This is a genomic window from Paenirhodobacter huangdaonensis, assembly GCF_004022465.1.
GTDB lineage: Bacteria > Pseudomonadota > Alphaproteobacteria > Rhodobacterales > Rhodobacteraceae > Rhodobacter > Rhodobacter huangdaonensis.
In genome coordinates this window covers 425,592-442,152 of sequence record NZ_SAVA01000002.1, presented here as the reverse complement: position 1 = coordinate 442,152, position 16,561 = coordinate 425,592, and the positions used below count along the sequence as shown (strand labels likewise).

The window sequence follows — 16,561 nt, the reverse complement described above, 5'->3', positions numbered from 1 at the left end:
CGAAGTCATTACGAATTACTTCGCTTGATTTTCGATAGTGATTTCAATGATGTTTGGCGGATCACATGACCGCTATGTAAGCCTTACGCGGTCAAACCGCCGACTTACGGGCTTCGGTCAGTTCGATGACCAATGCTTTGATTGCTTCGTCGTCAGCCCCGGCAATCCGCGCCGCATTGATCTTCGCGACTTCATCCTTGGGCCATGTCGCCAGCTTCGGGGCAAGCTTGATCGGGCGCGGGAACAAGCCCTTCGCCATGTGTTCGTAAAGCGTCGGGCGTTTCATGCCGGTCGCTGCGCAAACATCGGGGGTCTTCATAAGGATTTGCATGTGGGCACCTGTAGGGGGCTGCATCTGTTGCCCCGAACCTACAGGCCAGCCCCGAGAAACCAGAGCGTGAAGAACAAAGCTTCGTCAGCTAGTTAGAGGAAGTTTTTGATACGCTTTCGGAAGTAACGAAGTTGGTCTTTGGTCAAGCTTCCGGCCCGTCCAAGATACGCTTCGGCAAACATTTCGGCGGCCTCTTCGACGCTCGGACAGGCCCCCGATTTGATTGCGGCTGCGGCGGATTTCGCGACTTCGCTTTTGTCGGTGTTTCGGGGGCCAGTGTTTCCGGGCTTCCCGGCTTTTCGACCCGGGCGGCGGCGTTCAATCATGTCGATAACTTCGGGCGAAAACAAAGCGATACGATACTCGGTCATCACGCGGCCCCCGCCTTCATCGGCACGACAACGCCGGTTTGCGCTTCGCCGCGACAAGCTGCGGCCCAAGTTTCCATGAGAGCGCGGCGACGTTCCAGCATGTCGCTACGGCGGTAAGCGCGTTCAACTTCGGTGCCCACAGTATGCGCCAAGCTGATTTCGGCCATGTCGCGTTCAATGCCCCGTTCGGCGGTCCAGTCGCGGAAGGTCGAACGCAAACCGTGCGGCACCGCAGGACGCCCCGAACGCGGGTCAACGAAGCCGTTGCCGCCCTTGGCGGTCGCCGTGTCCTGCATCCGTCGCATGACGGCTGACAGGCTCATATCGGACAGCGCCCCGCCCCGAGCCGCAGGGAACACGAAATCCGAACCTTCGATGCGGGGAAGCGCCTTCAACAGTTCAACGGCGGCATCCGACAACGGGACGCGGTGTTCGCGCTGCGCCTTCATCCGTTCTTTCGGGATCACCCAAAGCTTTGCCTCAAGGTCGATTTCGGACCAAACCGCGCCGCGAACTTCGCCGCTTCGGCTGGCGCACAACGTCAAGAATTCGACCGCACGGGCCGAAATGCCGTCACGCTTCCGAAGGGCAGCGAACCATGCAGGCAGATCGGTCAACGCCAAGGCCGGGTGATTGTCTTTCGTTGCGACCTTCGACGGCTTCGGCAGAAGTTCTTTCAGGTTGCCCGCCCAACGTGCCGGGTTGTCGCCCGTGCGATAGCCCGCGACCGTCGCCCAAGACAGCACGTTTTCGATGCGACCGCGAAGCCGGGATGCCGTTTCGGTCTTCGTCGTCCAGATCGGTTCCAGAACCCGAAGCACGTCTTGGAAGGTAATGTGGGCAACGTTCATGTCGCCAAGCACGGGCGCGGCGTAGGTATCCAGCGTCGAACGCCATTGCTTGCGGTGCTTATCGTTGCGGAATTCGTTCTCTTTCTTCGCTAAGCATTTTTCGACCGCCTGCGCGAAGGTGATTTGCCGTTCGTCTTCGACCTGACTTTTGCGGCGCAGTTCATCCCGTTCCGCGATGGGGTCGCGACCGTCTGCAACGACCTTACGCAGTTCCGCCGCTTTGTCGCGGGCTTCGGCCAAGCTGAAAGTGTGGATCGGGCCAAGCCCCATGCCCCGCCTGCGACCGTTCACGGTGAACTTGAAGACCCAAGATTTCGTCCCGCCAAACTGACTGACTTGCAGGTAAAGCCCGCCGCCGTCGCTGTAGAAGCCGGGTTTCGTTTCCGCCCTAACCTTTGCCGCCGAAAGCCTGTGAATGCCTCTTGCCATGTCGCCACCTATAACCGTTCTATTGCCAATTATTGCCAGAACGTGACGACCAAATCAAGAATCATGCATACAAATCCATCACGCTTTTTCAGATACTTAAGTGACACATACAGCCACATGAAGACGGTTAGAGAACATTAAATGGCGGCCTGTCTCTCCGCCGCTTTCTCCCGAGATATCAGTGAATTCCCGTAACGGGGCCCCGGCATCCTGGGGCGTCGTGGTGTGTCGCGCAAAAGCGCGCGGGAATTTCGCGCGGTGGCCGGAGCACTCCGGACAGGGGCGCCGCCGGCGCAGGCCGCCTCACCGCAAGTAGATCTTCGCCCTGCCCGTCCCCCGCCCAGGCACCGCTTTCAGCAAGCTCCAGCAGCAGTGCCCCGGCACCGCCAAACGCCGCGGCCACAGCCAGGCCGGCTGCGGAAAACGAAAACGGCCGCGGGTCTGCCCGCGGCCGTCTCGGATCTCCGATGCGGACCGATTACTCGGCCTTCCCCGCCTCGATCGAGATCGCGATGGTCACGTCGTCGCCGATGTAGGGCGCATACATGCCCATGTCGAAGTCCGAGCGCTTGACCGTGGCGGCGGCCTCGAAGCCGACCCACGGCTTCTTCAGCATCGGATGCTCGCCCATCTGGGTCATCGTGGCGTCAAGGACGACCGGCTTGGTGATGCCGTTCATCGTCAGATCGCCGGTGATCTTGCCGGTCTTCTCGCCGGTCACCTCGATCGAGGTCGACTTGAACGAGATGTCGGGGTTCTTGTCGGCGCCGAAGAAATCGTCGGTCAGGAAATGCGCGGTGCGCTCGTCCCAGCCGGTGAACAGCGACTTCGCCGGGAAGGTCACGGCGACCGAGCTGTCGGCCGGCTTGTCGGCGTCGAACATGATCTTGCCGTTGAAGCCCGAGAACATCCCCGTGGTGGTCGAGAAGCCAAGGTGGTTGTAGTGGAAGACGATCTGGCTGTGGCTCGGGTCAAGGTCATATTCGACCGGCTCGGCGACGGCGACGGTGGCAAGGCCGAAGGCGAGACCGGCGGCGAGAAGAAGCGATTTCATGCGGGAGGACTCCGTGTTGCATGGGATGGCACCAAGATGCCGCTGCGGCAGGTCCTGCTCAATTCCACAGATCCAAACAGAGTCTGTGCGCAGCCGCTCATAACCCGCACCGAACCGGCGATTTCCCGCCCCTCACCGGCATTGGGCGCGCAGCACCACGATCTGGTCGACCCCGCCGGCTGCATTCGACATCCGCCGGTTGAAGGCCGGATCGAAGGGCGCGGCGGTACAGCGGCCGTCGACGCGCAGCACCGAGGCGGCGATCTCGGCGCGCTTCGTCTCGCTCAGCCCGAGCTTGCGCCCGCACAACCCCTGCGCGACCGCGCTCACCGTGCAGATTGCCACGCCGCCGCGCGCCGGGCGATAGACCTCGCGCCCCATGATCGTCTTCAGCGTGTAGACATCCGTCCCCTGCCGCTGCGCCTCGAAGGCCCAGTCGGCCTCGCTGACACCCCTCGAGGGCACCGGGTCTTTCCAGACGAAGGTGAACAGCAGCACATCCGCGCGCTCGCCCGCCGGGCGGGGCATCGTGCCCCAGCCGACGCGATAATCGCCAACGGTCGCCTGTCCCCGCCGCCCGCCTGCGTGCCCCGCTTGCGGCAGCGCCCCAAGCAGCATCAGCGCCACGGCGAAACTACGAATGAAATGGGATAACATCTTATGCCTCATGCCGGAAATGACGGGCATGAGACCCGAGATGCGGGGAAGGCGCAACGCAAAAGGGCGCCCCGAGGGGCGCCCTTTCTCTCGCTGTCCCGGATGGGATCAGCAGGAGTAGTACATCTGGTACTCGATCGGGTGCGGCGTGTGCTCGTAGGCGTAGACTTCTTCCCACTTGAGCGCGGTGTAGCCCTCGATCAGGCCCTTGGTGAACACGTCGCCGGCGAGCAGGAAGTCGTGATCGGCTTCCAGCGCTTCCAGAGCCTCCCGCAGCGAACCGCAGACGGTCGGGATCGCGGCCAGTTCTTCCGGCGGCAGGTCGTAGAGGTCCTTGTCCGACGCCGGGCCCGGATCGATCTTGTTCTTGATGCCGTCGAGGCCGGCCATCATCAGCGCCGCGAAGGCGAGATAGGGGTTGGCCGCCGGATCGGGGAACCGGGCTTCGACGCGCTTGGCCTTCGGCGATTCGGTCCACGGAATACGGACGCAGCCCGAGCGGTTGCGGGCCGAATAGGCGCGCAGCACCGGAGCCTCGAAGCCCGGGATCAGACGCTTGTAGGAGTTCGTCGCCGGGTTGGTGAAGGCGTTCAGGGTCTTGGCGTGCTTCAGGATACCGCCGATGAAATACAGCGCTTCCTGCGACAGGTCGGCATATTTGTCGCCGGCGAAGAGCGGCTTGCCGTCCTTCCAGATCGACATGTTGACGTGCATGCCCGAGCCGTTGTCACCCTTCATCGGCTTCGGCATGAAGGTCACGGTCTTGCCGTAGGCGTGGGCCACGTTGTGGATCACGTACTTGTACTTCTGGATGTTGTCGGCCTGCTCGACCAGACCACCGAAGATCATGCCCAGCTCGTGCTGGCAGGTCGCGACCTCGTGGTGGTGCTTGTCGACCTTCATGCCCATGCGCTTCATGGTCGAGAGCATCTCGCCACGCAGGTCCTGGGCTTCGTCGACCGGGTTCACCGGGAAGTAGCCGCCCTTGTGGCCGGCGCGATGCGCGAGGTTGCCGGTCTCGATCAGCGTATCGGTGTTCCAGGCAGCGGCCTCGGCGTCGATCTCGTAGCCGACCTTGGCCGGGGTGACCGAGTAGCGCACGTCGTCGAAGATGAAGAATTCGGCTTCCGGGCCGAAGTAGGCCGCATCGCCGATGCCCGAGGACTTCAGATAGGCTTCGGCCTTGTGGGCGACCTGACGCGGGCAGCGCTCATAGGCCTCGCCGGTGTCCGGCTCGACCACGTCGCAATGCACGCACATGGTCTTTTCGGCATAGAAGGGGTCGATGTAGACCGAGGCCGCATCGGGGATCAGCTTCATGTCGGACTGGTCGATCGACTTCCAGCCGGCGATCGACGAGCCGTCGAACATGAAGCCTTCCTCGAAGAAGTCCTCGTCGACGAGGTCGGCCACCAGCGTCACGTGCTGCAGCTTGCCGCGCGGGTCGGTGAAGCGGACGTCGACGTATTCGACTTCCTCCGCCTTCATCAGTTCGAGAGCTTTCTTGACTGCGCTCATTGCAAATAACCCTTTCCTTTGAGCATTGGGTATCCGGGCCATCGGCCCTGAATTCTTCAGACCGCGTCGTCGCCGGTTTCACCGGTGCGGATGCGGATCGCCTGTTCCACGGGGGAGATGAAGATCTTGCCGTCGCCGATCTTCTCGGTGCGGGCCGCAGAGATGATCGCCTCGACGGCAGCCTCGACCATCTCGTCGGGCAGGACCATCTCGATCTTCACCTTGGGCAGGAAATCCACGACATATTCGGCGCCGCGATACAGTTCGGTATGGCCCTTCTGCCGGCCGAACCCCTTCACCTCGATCACCGAAAGCCCCTGGATCCCGGCTTCCTGAAGCGCTTCCTTCACTTCATCGAGCTTGAAGGGCTTAATGATCGCCTCAACCTTTTTCATACCGCCGACTCCCCCCTTCAGGTCTAGCCGAACCTCACTGACCACTTTCCAGCCGGGCTCGCAATCGGCTAGGCTGGAGCCGGGTCGAGCCGTCCGGCAATTCACAATGTGTCGCACAGTTTTTGTGCATGTGGCGCATTATAGCGGCGAAAAGAAAACAGTTCGAGGGGATTATGGCAGAAATCCTGACATCTGCCCAAATGCGCGCCGTCGAACGGGCGGCAATCGAGGCCGGACGGGTCAGCGGCCTTGCGCTGATGGAGCGGGCGGGCGCAGGCGTGGTGGCGGCGATCCTCGAAACCTGGCCGGCGCTTGCTGCCGCGGCCGTACCGCCCTGCGCCGTGGTGCTGTGCGGGCCGGGCAACAACGGCGGGGACGGTTTTGTCGTGGCGCGGCGGCTGGCCGCCCGCGGCTGGCGCGTCGCGACCTATCTCCTCGGCACGCCCGAGCGGCTGCCGCCCGACGCGCGCGCGGCGGCCGAGGCCTGGCTCGCCACGCCCGGCGCGCGGGCCCTGCCCGCGACGGCCCTTGCGGCGGCAGACGCGCAGGATTGCCGCGCCGGCGTGGTGATCGACGCGCTCTATGGCATCGGCTTTCATCCGCCCCTGCCCGCTGCCGCGGCACAGATGCTGGCCACCGCACAGGAGATCGCCCGCGCGCATCCCGCAGGCTGGAAACGTGTCGCGATCGACATCCCCTCGGGCCTTGCGGCCGACGCCCCGCCGCCCGCGCCACTCCCGCCCGGCTGCGACCTCGTCGTCACCTTCCACCGCGAGAAGCCCGTGCACGCCGCCCTGCGTGCGCAAGGCGTGCCGGTCGTCGTCGCGGACATCGGGCTGTGAATCACGCCCTGTTCCCCCACCCTGCCCGCCCCTGCGCGCAAGCCATCGCCGGAGTCCCGACATGATCCGCCACATCACCCTGACCGAAGACATGCGCGCCGCGCTGCGCAAGCCTGTCGAGGCCCACAAATACGGCCACGGCCATGCGTTGGTGCTGGCGGGCGGCGTTGGCCATGGCGGCGCGGCGCGGCTGGCCGCACGCGCCGCGCTGCGGGTCGGCGCAGGGCTCGTGACGCTGCTGCCGCCACAGGCCGCAATGCCGGAAAACGCCGCCCAGCTCACCGCGGTGATGCTTGCGGCCCTGCCCGACGGCTACAGCCTGCGCGGCAAGCTGCAGGACGGGCGGCTGAACGCGCTTCTGCTCGGCCCCGGCCTCGGCCTGCCGCGCGCGCAGGAGATGGTGCCCGCGGCGCTTTGGGCGAAACGGGCGACCGTGCTCGATGCCGATGCGCTCAGCGCCTTTGCCGCCGAGCCCCGCCAGCTCTTCGCGCAGCTGCATGAGAATGTGGTGCTGACCCCGCATCTGGGCGAATTCGGCCGGCTCTTTCCCGACCTTGCGAAGGCACTTGCCGACGGCGTGCTGACCCGGGTCGAGGCCACGCACGCGGCGGCCGATCGGGCCGGCTGCACGGTGCTGCTGAAGGGCGCCGAGACCGCGATCGCCGCCCCCACCGGCGAGGCGGCGCTGCACCTTGCCACCGGCGCGCGCGCCGCGCCCTGGCTGGCCACAGCCGGCGCCGGCGACGTGCTTGCCGGGATCATCACCGGGCTGCTCGCGCGCGGGTTCCCTGCCTATGAGGCGGCCTGCACCGGCGCCTGGCTGCATGTCGAGGCGGCGCGCAGCTTCGGCCCCGGCCTGATCGCCGAGGACCTGCCCGACGAATTGCCGAAGGTGTTCCGCGCGATCGTGCTTTAGCCGGTCGCGGCGGCGGTGCGCAGCGGCGTGGTGCCGATCTCGACGCCGTCGGCATAGATCACTTCGGCCGCATCGAAATGCAGGGCGAAAAGACGGGTCTTCGCGCCGGCCGCACGGGCGATGAACTGCCCGTCAAGCAGCCGCGACACCTCGACGAGCGCCTCCTTGCGACCAAAGAGCGCCTCGGCGCGCCAGTCGCGGATCAGCACCGGCGTGCCCTCGCCCAGCAGCAGCGCACGCTCGGGCCGGTCATGGCCAAGCGCACCGGGAGCGACCTGAACGAGGCGGCCGCGCGTCGGGACCGAGGTGGCGGCGCGCAGCCGGCACATGCCCGAGCGGGTGATGACCCGGTCGCCCGGGCCGAGATATTCGACCGGCAAAAGCCCGTCGAGCGTCGCCACCCGGGTGCCGAGCGCAATGCCGGCAAGCCCGGCGCCGGCGCCGGCGCCGGGATGAGGGTCGAGAACTATGGCGGAACGGCTGCCGGGCGCGGCGGCACCCTGCATCTCCCGTCCCGAAGACGGCCTGTCCATCGGGTCTGTCCTGCTCGTTGTGCCTTGAAGGCGCGCCGTTTTCGGCTTTGTTTCGAGACTAGAACGAATTCCCCGATGGGGCGAGGATTTTTTCCTCCGCCCCCTGTTCAGCCCGCGGGGGCGTTGCTAGAAGGCGGCAGATGCGGGTGTGGCGAAACTGGTAGACGCACCAGATTTAGGTTCTGGCGCCTTTGGCGTGGGGGTTCGAGTCCCTTCACCCGCACCATTTTGAAATCATTTGTCATTTTCCGGTTTTTTCTCCGCCTGATCCTGCGACTCCGGTGAAGTTTCGCACTTTCCCGCTTTGTCGCCGTTTCGTTCCCGCTTCTGCTGAGCCCGTTTCGACGCCTTTTTCTGATCCGCGCCGGAAGCATATTTCTGCGTCATCTCAAGGGTCTTGTGCCCCGTCACAGACTGGATGTCGCGGATATCGACACCGGCATCGGCCATCTCCTTGGCCGCCGTGTAGCGCCATCCGTGGGGCACCGGTAATCCCCCCATCCTTAGAGGGGCGCATCCGTAGAATTCACGCGGCCATCTTCCGTTTCCGGGCGGGTGTGCGGACACCGATGCCCATGTTTGGGCGGTCTTTGTTGTGAGTCCAGAGCCATTGCGTGGTGAAGTCCTGTGCCTCCTCGATTGCTTCGATGGTGCATTGGTCGAACCATTCATGCCGGACGGTGCGATTGTCGCGCTCGATGTAGGCGCTCTGCTGAGGTTGGATGTGCTGGATGGTGATGCCCCGTTTCCCAGCCCAGATCAGCAGCTTGCCGCTGATGCATTCGGGGCCATTGTCGCCCCTCATGGTGCCGGGCTTGCCGCGCCATTCAATGATCCGGTCAGGGCTTCGGATGGCCCGCTCCGCCGACAGAGAAACGTCGACCTCGATGCCCCCCTCCAGGTTGAAGTCATCCAGCACGTTCAGCAGCCGGAACTGGCGGCCGTCGCCCGGCCGGTCGGCGGGTCGGCCGGTCGGCCATGCGCCCGGCACAGCTCGGCACCCAGCATCCTGCCTTCGGCCCACCCCCGGGATCGCAAGGATCTGCGCCTCAGAGTATCTGCTTGTCTTCGCTCAGGATTTCCTCGGTTCTCTTGGCGAGAAAATTCTACTTATGCAGCCCCTTCCCTTCGGGCGGGTCCTGATGTCGAGCCCATTTGCCAATGATGAAGCGCTTGGTCATCCTGCGGCGCCGGGTTGCGGCGGAAGGCAGAGGCTGGCTTCGACCTTGGCGAGGGAGGCGTCGACCTTCTCGAAGACGTCGTCAAGCGGACCGCCGCGCAGGATCTCACGCACTGGGGCCACGACAAGTTCTCGTACGCGCTCCGTGCTGGTCAGAAAATCGAGCGGTACAGCATAGAACCAGCTCTCGTCCTCCTTGTCCTCTGGGCGCCAGAAACGCTGCTCGGCGACGCAGTTTTCCATATATCCGGCCTCGTTAGGGCCATCCGTCGTGAACGCCCATGCATCCTGCCTCACGATGCCGGTCGAGTACCCGACGATGACCTTCGATCGCTTGCCGTCCGCCCAGTCGGCCTCGGTGCCTTCATCCGCGGTAAGCTGGATCGCGATTGTCACGATGCCTTTGGCTTTGCCGTTGGCGCGCGTGTTCCGGTGAAGGAAAAAGCTGTTCCAAACGGGCTGGAGGAAATCCCCGCTCGACCTGTCATATTCGAGCTCTTCGATTTTCGGGTCCTCGCCGCTGCATTCGACCAGCCAAAAGGCTTTAAACAGCTTGTTCAGGTTCTCTTGCGCATCGAGCAGGTTCCTCGCGGATTGCCAAAGAATTGCATCGTGGTTGGTCATTTGTTCTCTCTGAAATCGTATCGGGTTGCAGGCACAGCGGTCATCGGCGGCAGGGCGAACCGCTCCTCGTCGTCGAAAGCAAAGCTGCCCTTCACCGGCATCGTCATCGTCGGCCAGGCCCCCAGCACCGCCCCCTGCGGTTGCCCTGCGAGGAAGTTGGCGGACAGCGCCGACCATGATTTGAGACCGGCGTCGACTGCGCCGCGTTCCAAGGCCCGCAGGTTCTCGGCGGCGGTAGTCCATTCCAGCGATCTAATGCCGTCGATCGGGACGGCTTCCAGCCCGTTCCGAACCGTGCAGCGCAGGTCCTCCACCGCTTTCTGGTGCTGAGCCTCGGCCCCAAGGAGCGTGTAGCCAAGCACCCTCCGCTCCCTCGCTGGCACACCGCCACGGCGGCACCGTCCACGCGCCACGGTTCGGATCTCGCGAGCGCACTGGTCCGCGCCGAGTGGTGCGCCCCATTTCACCTCAACGATCCAGAAAGCCCGCTGCCCGTCCTTCATAAACTCCAGCACGACATCGGGTTCGGAGTTCTCGCTTTCGCCGACGAAGAACGGCCAAAGATAGATCTTGGCGTCACTCGGCAGCGGGTGGCCGCACAGGACCGAAAGCGCCGCCTGCCTCGACTCAGGCGTCAGAAGCCGCAGCATTCCGAAGAGAGAGGAGGTCACAAGGTCCTCCCGGGGATTGCGCTTCGCGCCATGGAGGAGCCTCTCCATCCTTGCTTTCTTCGCGACCACGGCATCGAACATAACCACCCGCTCCAGAACAGGAAATCCACTCCGAGGCTATGACCGCTTCGCTCCTCCTGCAAGCGGATAGGATCCGGCTCTTCGGGTTACGTCGATGGGGCGGCATCGTCGAATGCGGCGTCCCCCCAGTTCGCGCGGAGGCGGAACCGATCTAGCTATGTCAGCGAACTCCGCGCGCAGCCACTTGGATAAAGATGCCGTGTGGCGGCTATCGTGGATTTCTGCGGATTTTGATGCAGCGCATGCAGCGGGCAGCTCTCCGCCCGACACGAGGACAATACGTCGCGGGACATGATATCCTGTCGGCGTCGGCAAGACCGAAAAAGGGCGGGCCCGGTGGACAGGAGGTAGCCCCATGTCCGTCGATCTTCTTCCCGCCCTTCGGCCCTCCCGCGTCCCCTGGAACAAGGGGCGCATCATCGGCCAGAAGCGCCCGCTGTTGCCGCGGCACGTCTGGTCCATCCGGGTCCGCCTCGAGATGGCGGGCAACGCTCGCGACCTCGCGCTCTTCAACATGGCCGTCGACAGCAAGCTTCGCGGTTGCGATCTCGTCGGCCTCAGGGTCCGGGATGTCTTCGTTGCCGGGCGCGTCAAGGAACGCGCGTCGGTGATCCAGAGCAAGACGGGCAAGCCGGTCCGCTTCGAGATCACCGAGACCACTCGGCTGTCGCTTGAGCGGTGGATCCGCGACCCCGAGATGATCGGTCTCGAGTTTCTCTGGCCCAGCCGGATCCATGGCAGCCCGCATCTTTCGACCAGGCAATATGCACGGATCGTCAGGAGCTGGGTTACATCGCTCGGCCTGGAGCCGAGCGCCTACGGGACGCATTCCATGCGCCGGACCAAGGTGGCACAGATCTACAAGAAGACCGGCAACCTCCGGGCTGTTCAACTGCTGCTCGGCCATACGAAGATGGACAGCACAGTGCGCTATCTCGGCGTCGACATTGAAGATGCGCTGTCCCTGTCAGAGGGGATCGACCTGTAACTGCTCTGCCGACCGGCATACCTAGCGCCGGTCGGCCCTGAGCGGACGGTCGAGGACGAGCCGACACCGCGGTGCGGCTGCCCAAAAAGCTGACGACCAGGGCTTGGTGCAGAAAAGCGATGAAAGGGCTGGTCTCGAGGGAGGCGCAACTGGCCCTCGAGGCGCGCAAGGAATTTCGGGAAACGTATCTGCCCAACACTTTGCATGCACCGAATTGCCGCTCTGCACAAAAGCTGCACAACCTGCGCGCGGCTTCTGCACAAGCGTCGAGCCAGGGTACCGCAAGATATTTTGCGGAGACAGATCATGCCCCAACCCCTTCTCATCCCCGGTCTTCCCCGGTCGCTCGCGCTCGACGGCTGGTGGCTCGACATGCCCGAGGCCGCAGCCCCCGAGCGCTCGCCAATCCGCGCAGCGTCCGCCCGCTGGCCGCATTGGGCCGGGCTTGCGGCATTGGTGGCGCTGGCGGATATCCTGTTCTGGCACCATGACCCCGGCCTGTCGCTGGCGCTCTTCGCCCTTGCAATCCTTCTGGTGGCGGCGGTCGGGAACGTGCGGAGGCGCGCGGGGCCGCTCGCCTTGCTTGTCCTCGGCGTCGCGCCTGCCATTGAACATGTGCAGATGCTCTCGCTCGCCTTTCTGACGCTGAGCCTGGCGGCAGCGCTGGTCTGGTTGCGCAGCCCCGAGGCGGGCACTGCCGAGATCATCGCACGCACCGCGGCCTGGCTTTGCCGGTTGCCCGGCCGCTGGTTCACCCCGCTGGCGCCGCGCAGGGCCTTGGCCGCTCGGGAGATCCGTTCTGCAGGTGGCAACGGCAGCGCGCGCAAGTCGTTGCGCGACTGGGCCTTTCCGCTGGCCGGAAGCCTGGTTTTTCTGGCCCTGCTGATGCAGGCGAACCCCGTGCTCGCGCGACTGCTGACGCTCGATCTCGACCTCTGGTCGATGTTCACCCGTGTGCTCTTCTGGGCCGGTATGGCGCTGTTCATTGCCCCTCTCCTTGCGCCTGAGATACCCGAACCGATGTCCCTCTCCCCCGTCGCGCTGCCCTCCGTTGCCCGCCTCGGTCTCAATCCCCGCTCGGTGCTGCGCGCGCTTTTCGTGTTCAACGCGCTCATCGCGGTGCAGTCGGCAACCGATCTGTGCATCCTCGTCTTCGGCGCGGCCTTGCCCGAGGGGATGAGCATGGCCGAATACGCCCACCGCGGCGCCTATCCGCTTCTGGCGACCACTTTGCTGGCCGGGGGTTTCGCGCTGGCGATCCGGCCATTCCTGAAAGAACATCGTGCGATGCTGCCGCTGCTTCTGCTGTGGTTGGCCCAGAACATGGTGCTTTGCGGTGCAGCGATGATGCGCCTCGAGCATTACATCGACGCCTTCGGCCTGACCTATCTGCGGCTCTACGCGCTGATCTGGATGGGCCTTGTCGCCGCCGGCCTCGGCCTCGTCGCGACACAGGTCGTGCTCGGGCGCACGACTCTCTGGCTGTTGATCCGCTGCATCGCGCTTGGCCTCGGCACGCTCTACCTTTGCGCCTTTGTCAATTTTGCTCAGGTCATCGCCGCGCAGAACCTTGCTCGCCCCGGTGCCGATGCCGACTACATCTGCGCACTTGGCCCGATGGCGCACGGCGCATTGATGGCCTCATCGCCGGTCACCGATGCGGAACTGGACGAAGTCTATCCTTGCCCGATCGCCACGGCTCCCCGCATCAAGGGTTGGCGGGATTGGGGCTTTCGTTCCTGGCGCGTCGCCCACTACAGTGCAGCGATGGCGAAAGCGGAGCCGACGCAATGAAGATCCTGATCGTCGATGACGATCCCCGCCTGCGCGATCTGGTGCGCATCACGCTCGAGCGCGCGGGTTTCGCCACGCTCACCGCCGCCGAGGGTGCCGCCGCGCTGATCCATGCCCGCCGAGAGGCACCCGACCTCGTCCTGCTCGACATTGGCCTGCCTGAGATCGACGGGTTCGAGGTCTGTCGCCGCATCCGTGCCACATCGGAAGTTCCGATCTTGTTCCTGACCGCGCGCGACGACGAGATCGACCGGATCGTCGGGCTGGAACTGGGGGCTGACGACTATGTGACCAAACCGTTCTCGCCGCGCGAACTGGTGGCGCGGGTGCGCGCGATTCTCAAACGCGCAGGACACGCGGCCCGCCCCGAAACGCTGGCGCACGGGCGCATCGCGCTTGATCTGCGGGCGCGGATCTGCCGGATCGCCGGCACCGAGGTGGCGCTGACCGCGACCGAATTCGATATTCTCGCGCGGCTGATGGCCGAGCCCGACCGGCTTGCCGCACGCCCTGCGTTGATCGCAGCGCTCTGGGGCGCGCAGAGTCCGGTTTCCGACCGAACCTTCGACAGCCATCTGCGCAACCTGCGCCGCAAACTGGCCGAGGCGGGCTGCCATCACGCGATCGAAACAGTGCATGGCCAGGGGATGCGGCTCGGGGCCTGCGCATGAACCGGCGCTGGCGGCCTTCACTTGCTTTCGTGCTGGGGGGGGCACTGGCGGGCACGCTGGCGCTTTCTTTCACTGGGCTGGTGGCACTGCGCTATTTGGGCCCCGTGATCGGATTCAGATCTGCGGCAGCGGGGCTGGCACTGGCGATCAGCGCTGGCACGGCGGGGCTCGGGTGGCTCCTTTTGCGCCTGCTTTTGCGCCCGATCCTGGCGCTTGAAGCCTATGCGCAGGCGCAGGAAACTGGTGCCCCTGCGGCGCGGCCGGCGCATTTTGGCACCCGCGAGACGGCGGCGACGGCGGTGCGGGTGATCACCATGGCCGAGGCCTTGCGCGACCGAGAATTGACGATCCGCGCTTTCACCGACCATGTCACACACGAACTCAAGACCCCTGTCGCGGCGATCAGGGCAGCCACGGAACTGCTGGAAGACGGTGGTGCGCTTGGCCCCGAGGATGCGCGATTGCTGTCCGAGATTGATGGCGCGCGTGTCCAGCTCGAATCGCAACTGGCCGCACTGCGCAGCGCAGCGCAGGCGCGCGAGGTGCGTCATCTGGGGCAATCGCGGCTGGCGGATCTGGCTGCCGACCTCGGCGCCGACTTTCCGGACTTGAAAATCGAGACCGAAGGCGCGACCCTGCGCCTGCCGCTCGCCGCCGCAGGACTGGGGATCGTGCTGGCGCAGCTTTTGCGCAACGCTGCCGACCATGGCGCAGGAAGGGTGACGCTAGCGGCAAGCGCGGCGGAAACCGGCCCTGTCCTCGAGATCACCAATGACGGCTTGGCAATCGCGGCTGGCAATGCGGCACGGATCTTCGAGCCCTTCTTCACCACACGGCGCGAGACGGGCGGCACCGGCATGGGGCTTACAGTTGTGCGCAACCTGCTGAACGCCCATCATGCCGAGATCACCCTTTGCAACGGGCATCCCACACGTTTCCGCATTACTTTCCCCCCAGTCTGACTGACTGAGCAATCTGCCCACAGCAAATGCAATGTCGTGAAGTTCGGCCCCTTGCCACCGCTCAATTGCCCGACATGCTGCAGGGCCGCATGCTCCTTAGCCGACGTTCGACGTCATCCGCAGTTAACCCTGCGCAGATTTGACAACGATCCGGGGCGAAGCCGCCGCTCGGGGATCATCACAGACGGGCCAGATAATCCTGGAAACGCTGCTTGGGCACCTGGCGAAACCTTGCGCCGGTTTCGCCCATGGCCTTGATCCGGTCCAGTCTGAAATTCCTGAAATCTTCTGCGGTCTCGCACCACGCCGTCAGCAACCAGACCTCATCAAACAGCGTCAGCCCGAGTGGATGAACGCAGCGTCTGCTTTCACGCCCGTCGAGGCTGAGATAGACCAGATCCAGCACGGATCTCGTTCGAATAGCCTGACGCGCCAGACCGCCCCATTTATCCGCCAGCAGATCTTCCTCGCGCTGACGGGGAACAGCCAGAATGTTGAGGTTCCGGAACTGCTCGCGGGCCTCCGATCCCAGTGCCGCCGCAACCTTTCCAGTCACTCGTTCGGCTGCGTCACGCAACCCGCCGCCCTGGCGCGCGATCAGGTGGCGCATGCCCAGCATGATCGCCTCCAACTCCTCGGCATCAAACTGGAGCGGCGGCAGGAAATACCCCTGCTCCAGCTGATAGCCGACGCCGGATTCACCGCGGATGGGCGCGCCGATCGACTGCAGGCTGGCAATGTCACGGTAGATGGTGCGCGGCGAAACCGCGAAACGTGCGGCAAGTGCCTCGGCGGAAACGGGCCGCCTGGCCGCGCGCAGATGATCCATAAGGGCGAAAAGACGCAGTGTTTTCATAAGAGCTGTTCATAGCATACCCCTGACAGCTTCTGTCAGGGGTGAGTTTTATCAGGGTGCGGTGAAGCATCGGAAAGGACATCACATGACACATCCTCTACTGGAAATCGTCACCTATCAGGTCGGCTCGGCAGGTGAGGCCGATGCGCAGCGCCAATGCGCCAAAGAGATTGCCGCGGGCTTTCCGGGATTTTCTGGCTGGCTACCGCTTGCAGATGCCGAAACCCGTGAACGGCGCGCGGATCTGGTGGTCTGGGCCACCCCGGAAGCAGCGGCCGAGGCGGCACGTAAGGTTGGATCAGACGATGACTTCGCGCCGTTTCGGGCAACGATCTCGGCCTTCGGCGCGATGGGGCATTTCTGCTTACCTGCCGGCGGTCTGCCGATGATGCAGGCGGGCGAAGGTATGGAGCTGGGCCGCTTCCGCCTGCGCCCCGGTGTGACAGAGGAGGTGCTCCGCGAAGCTCATGCCCGGATGATCGAGCGCCACCTGTCCCGACAGGCCGGTTGGCGCGGCCAGAGGCTGGCAAAGCTTGAGGATGGCAGCTGGCTCGACCTGGCCTTTGCGGCGACCCCGGGCCATGCCCGGGCGATTTGCGAAAGCTGGGCGGGGAATGCGGATTGCTGCGCGTTCCTGGCGCTGATCGAGCCGATCAGTATGGAATTCGGCGGGATCGCCTGACCGTCAGCCATGAGCTCCGAGCAACGTGCCGCACCATGGTAACCGGCTGGTTCGCCGGTTTTCGGCGGCCCGTCGCACGAGCCGACCGGGCCGGCCCTGACCTGCCGGTCACGGGTCTGTCTGATGCCGGATCGCAGAGCGTTGAACCGGCCATT

General features: G+C 64.5%; 19 protein-coding genes, 1 tRNA gene and 1 pseudogene. 8 read left to right on the top strand and 13 right to left on the bottom strand.

Annotation, left to right across the window (positions count from 1 at the left end; genetic code table 11):
• Positions 1-91: 91 nt before the first annotated feature.
• The 7 genes from EOW66_RS05280 to EOW66_RS05250 all read right to left on the bottom strand — a co-directional run bounded on the left by EOW66_RS05280 (position 92) and on the right by EOW66_RS05250 (position 5,606).
• Positions 92-319 (bottom strand): helix-turn-helix transcriptional regulator, encoded by a 228-nt coding sequence (locus EOW66_RS05280; protein ID WP_275402041.1) that lies wholly within the window; start codon positions 317-319, stop codon positions 92-94.
• Positions 320-423: 104 nt separating this feature from the next.
• A complete protein-coding gene (locus EOW66_RS05275) occupies positions 424-702 on the bottom strand; it encodes a hypothetical protein (protein WP_128155389.1) in 279 nt (92 codons plus the stop codon).
• On the bottom strand, positions 702-1,982 hold the full coding sequence (locus tag EOW66_RS05270) for a tyrosine-type recombinase/integrase (RefSeq protein WP_128155387.1): 1,281 nt from the start codon (positions 1,980-1,982) through the stop codon (positions 702-704). Before EOW66_RS05270 ends, EOW66_RS05275 begins: the two co-directional genes overlap by 1 nt.
• A gap of 478 nt (positions 1,983-2,460) precedes the next feature.
• Positions 2,461-3,036, bottom strand: coding sequence for a YceI family protein (locus tag EOW66_RS05265; RefSeq protein ID WP_128155385.1), 576 nt, complete (start codon positions 3,034-3,036; stop codon positions 2,461-2,463).
• Between the two features lie 132 nt (positions 3,037-3,168).
• Positions 3,169-3,693, bottom strand: a complete 525-nt coding sequence (locus tag EOW66_RS05260) for a hypothetical protein (protein ID WP_128155383.1) — start codon at positions 3,691-3,693, stop codon at positions 3,169-3,171.
• Positions 3,694-3,801: 108 nt separating this feature from the next.
• Entirely contained in the window at positions 3,802-5,211 is a 1,410-nt protein-coding gene (gene glnA, locus EOW66_RS05255; protein WP_113901461.1) for a type I glutamate--ammonia ligase, read from the bottom strand.
• 56 nt (positions 5,212-5,267) lie between these two features.
• The gene (locus tag EOW66_RS05250) at positions 5,268-5,606 is read right to left on the bottom strand and encodes a P-II family nitrogen regulator (protein ID WP_113901462.1); all 339 of its coding nucleotides are present in this window, start codon (positions 5,604-5,606) and stop codon (positions 5,268-5,270) included.
• Between the two features lie 173 nt (positions 5,607-5,779).
• Here EOW66_RS05250 and EOW66_RS20910 point away from each other — a divergent pair, with 173 nt between their 5' ends.
• Positions 5,780-6,448, top strand: coding sequence for an NAD(P)H-hydrate epimerase (locus tag EOW66_RS20910; RefSeq protein ID WP_128155382.1), 669 nt, complete (start codon positions 5,780-5,782; stop codon positions 6,446-6,448).
• Positions 6,449-6,509: 61 nt separating this feature from the next.
• Positions 6,510-7,364 carry an NAD(P)H-hydrate dehydratase gene (locus tag EOW66_RS20905; protein WP_128155380.1) on the top strand — a complete coding sequence of 285 codons (855 nt, stop codon included), beginning with the start codon at positions 6,510-6,512 and terminating at the stop codon, positions 7,362-7,364.
• Here EOW66_RS20905 and EOW66_RS05235 read toward each other — a convergent pair.
• Entirely contained in the window at positions 7,361-7,897 is a 537-nt protein-coding gene (locus EOW66_RS05235) for a Hint domain-containing protein (RefSeq protein WP_128155378.1), read from the bottom strand. The two genes, EOW66_RS20905 and EOW66_RS05235, sit on opposite strands and share 4 nt — an antisense overlap.
• A gap of 142 nt (positions 7,898-8,039) precedes the next feature.
• On the opposite strand from EOW66_RS05235, the gene EOW66_RS05230 reads away from it, so the two are divergent.
• A tRNA-Leu gene (locus tag EOW66_RS05230) sits at positions 8,040-8,123 on the top strand.
• An 8-nt stretch (positions 8,124-8,131) separates the two neighbouring features.
• Here EOW66_RS05230 and EOW66_RS05225 read toward each other — a convergent pair.
• The 4 genes and pseudogenes from EOW66_RS05225 to EOW66_RS05210 all read right to left on the bottom strand — a co-directional run bounded on the left by EOW66_RS05225 (position 8,132) and on the right by EOW66_RS05210 (position 10,453).
• Positions 8,132-8,383 (bottom strand): tyrosine-type recombinase/integrase, encoded by a 252-nt coding sequence (locus EOW66_RS05225; RefSeq protein ID WP_239017501.1) that lies wholly within the window; start codon positions 8,381-8,383, stop codon positions 8,132-8,134.
• Positions 8,384-8,423: 40 nt separating this feature from the next.
• A pseudogene (locus EOW66_RS05220) lies at positions 8,424-8,891 on the bottom strand (integrase core domain-containing protein); the annotation flags it as partial.
• Positions 8,892-9,074: 183 nt separating this feature from the next.
• The gene (locus EOW66_RS05215; RefSeq protein WP_128155374.1) at positions 9,075-9,701 is read right to left on the bottom strand and encodes a hypothetical protein; all 627 of its coding nucleotides are present in this window, start codon (positions 9,699-9,701) and stop codon (positions 9,075-9,077) included.
• Positions 9,698-10,453: a hypothetical protein gene (locus tag EOW66_RS05210; protein ID WP_128155372.1), complete on the bottom strand. Its 756-nt coding sequence runs from the start codon at positions 10,451-10,453 to the stop codon at positions 9,698-9,700. The genes EOW66_RS05215 and EOW66_RS05210 overlap by 4 nt, the downstream gene beginning before the upstream one ends.
• Before the next feature lie 355 nt (positions 10,454-10,808).
• Between EOW66_RS05210 and EOW66_RS05205 the strand changes: the two genes are divergently transcribed.
• The 4 genes from EOW66_RS05205 to EOW66_RS05190 all read left to right on the top strand — a co-directional run bounded on the left by EOW66_RS05205 (position 10,809) and on the right by EOW66_RS05190 (position 14,868).
• Positions 10,809-11,441 carry a tyrosine-type recombinase/integrase gene (locus EOW66_RS05205; RefSeq protein ID WP_128155370.1) on the top strand — a complete coding sequence of 211 codons (633 nt, stop codon included), beginning with the start codon at positions 10,809-10,811 and terminating at the stop codon, positions 11,439-11,441.
• 306 nt (positions 11,442-11,747) lie between these two features.
• Entirely contained in the window at positions 11,748-13,235 is a 1,488-nt protein-coding gene (locus EOW66_RS05200; protein ID WP_164881029.1) for a DUF4153 domain-containing protein, read from the top strand.
• Positions 13,232-13,906: a response regulator transcription factor gene (locus EOW66_RS05195; RefSeq protein ID WP_128155366.1), complete on the top strand. Its 675-nt coding sequence runs from the start codon at positions 13,232-13,234 to the stop codon at positions 13,904-13,906. The genes EOW66_RS05200 and EOW66_RS05195 overlap by 4 nt, the downstream gene beginning before the upstream one ends.
• The gene (locus EOW66_RS05190) at positions 13,903-14,868 is read left to right on the top strand and encodes a sensor histidine kinase (RefSeq protein WP_128155365.1); all 966 of its coding nucleotides are present in this window, start codon (positions 13,903-13,905) and stop codon (positions 14,866-14,868) included. Before EOW66_RS05195 ends, EOW66_RS05190 begins: the two co-directional genes overlap by 4 nt.
• 178 nt (positions 14,869-15,046) lie before the next feature.
• Here the strand turns inward: EOW66_RS05190 and EOW66_RS05185 are convergent, their stop codons facing one another.
• The gene (locus tag EOW66_RS05185; RefSeq protein ID WP_128155363.1) at positions 15,047-15,724 is read right to left on the bottom strand and encodes a helix-turn-helix transcriptional regulator; all 678 of its coding nucleotides are present in this window, start codon (positions 15,722-15,724) and stop codon (positions 15,047-15,049) included.
• Positions 15,725-15,785: 61 nt separating this feature from the next.
• Between EOW66_RS05185 and EOW66_RS05180 the strand changes: the two genes are divergently transcribed.
• Positions 15,786-16,406 (top strand): hypothetical protein, encoded by a 621-nt coding sequence (locus EOW66_RS05180; protein WP_239017500.1) that lies wholly within the window; start codon positions 15,786-15,788, stop codon positions 16,404-16,406.
• Positions 16,407-16,561 lie beyond the last annotated feature (155 nt).

Bases quoted from the DNA above. Each gene is read 5' to 3' on its own strand.
- EOW66_RS05215 (WP_128155374.1), bottom strand. From the start codon at position 9,701: ATGACCAACCACGATGCAATTCTTTGGCAATCCGCGAGGAACCTGCTC.
- EOW66_RS20910 (WP_128155382.1), top strand. From the start codon at position 5,780: ATGGCAGAAATCCTGACATCTGCCCAAATGCGCGCCGTCGAACGGGCG.
- EOW66_RS05185 (WP_128155363.1), bottom strand. From the start codon at position 15,724: ATGAAAACACTGCGTCTTTTCGCCCTTATGGATCATCTGCGCGCGGCC.
- EOW66_RS05195 (WP_128155366.1), top strand. From the start codon at position 13,232: ATGAAGATCCTGATCGTCGATGACGATCCCCGCCTGCGCGATCTGGTG.
- EOW66_RS20905 (WP_128155380.1), top strand. From the start codon at position 6,510: ATGATCCGCCACATCACCCTGACCGAAGACATGCGCGCCGCGCTGCGC.
- EOW66_RS05205 (WP_128155370.1), top strand. From the start codon at position 10,809: ATGTCCGTCGATCTTCTTCCCGCCCTTCGGCCCTCCCGCGTCCCCTGG.
- EOW66_RS05200 (WP_164881029.1), top strand. From the start codon at position 11,748: ATGCCCCAACCCCTTCTCATCCCCGGTCTTCCCCGGTCGCTCGCGCTC.
- EOW66_RS05250 (WP_113901462.1), bottom strand. From the start codon at position 5,606: ATGAAAAAGGTTGAGGCGATCATTAAGCCCTTCAAGCTCGATGAAGTG.
- EOW66_RS05280 (WP_275402041.1), bottom strand. From the start codon at position 319: ATGAAGACCCCCGATGTTTGCGCAGCGACCGGCATGAAACGCCCGACG.
- EOW66_RS05235 (WP_128155378.1), bottom strand. From the start codon at position 7,897: ATGGACAGGCCGTCTTCGGGACGGGAGATGCAGGGTGCCGCCGCGCCC.
- glnA (WP_113901461.1), bottom strand. From the start codon at position 5,211: ATGAGCGCAGTCAAGAAAGCTCTCGAACTGATGAAGGCGGAGGAAGTC.
- EOW66_RS05210 (WP_128155372.1), bottom strand. From the start codon at position 10,453: ATGTTCGATGCCGTGGTCGCGAAGAAAGCAAGGATGGAGAGGCTCCTC.
- EOW66_RS05260 (WP_128155383.1), bottom strand. From the start codon at position 3,693: ATGTTATCCCATTTCATTCGTAGTTTCGCCGTGGCGCTGATGCTGCTT.
- EOW66_RS05265 (WP_128155385.1), bottom strand. From the start codon at position 3,036: ATGAAATCGCTTCTTCTCGCCGCCGGTCTCGCCTTCGGCCTTGCCACC.
- EOW66_RS05190 (WP_128155365.1), top strand. From the start codon at position 13,903: ATGAACCGGCGCTGGCGGCCTTCACTTGCTTTCGTGCTGGGGGGGGCA.
- EOW66_RS05270 (WP_128155387.1), bottom strand. From the start codon at position 1,982: ATGGCAAGAGGCATTCACAGGCTTTCGGCGGCAAAGGTTAGGGCGGAA.
- EOW66_RS05275 (WP_128155389.1), bottom strand. From the start codon at position 702: ATGACCGAGTATCGTATCGCTTTGTTTTCGCCCGAAGTTATCGACATG.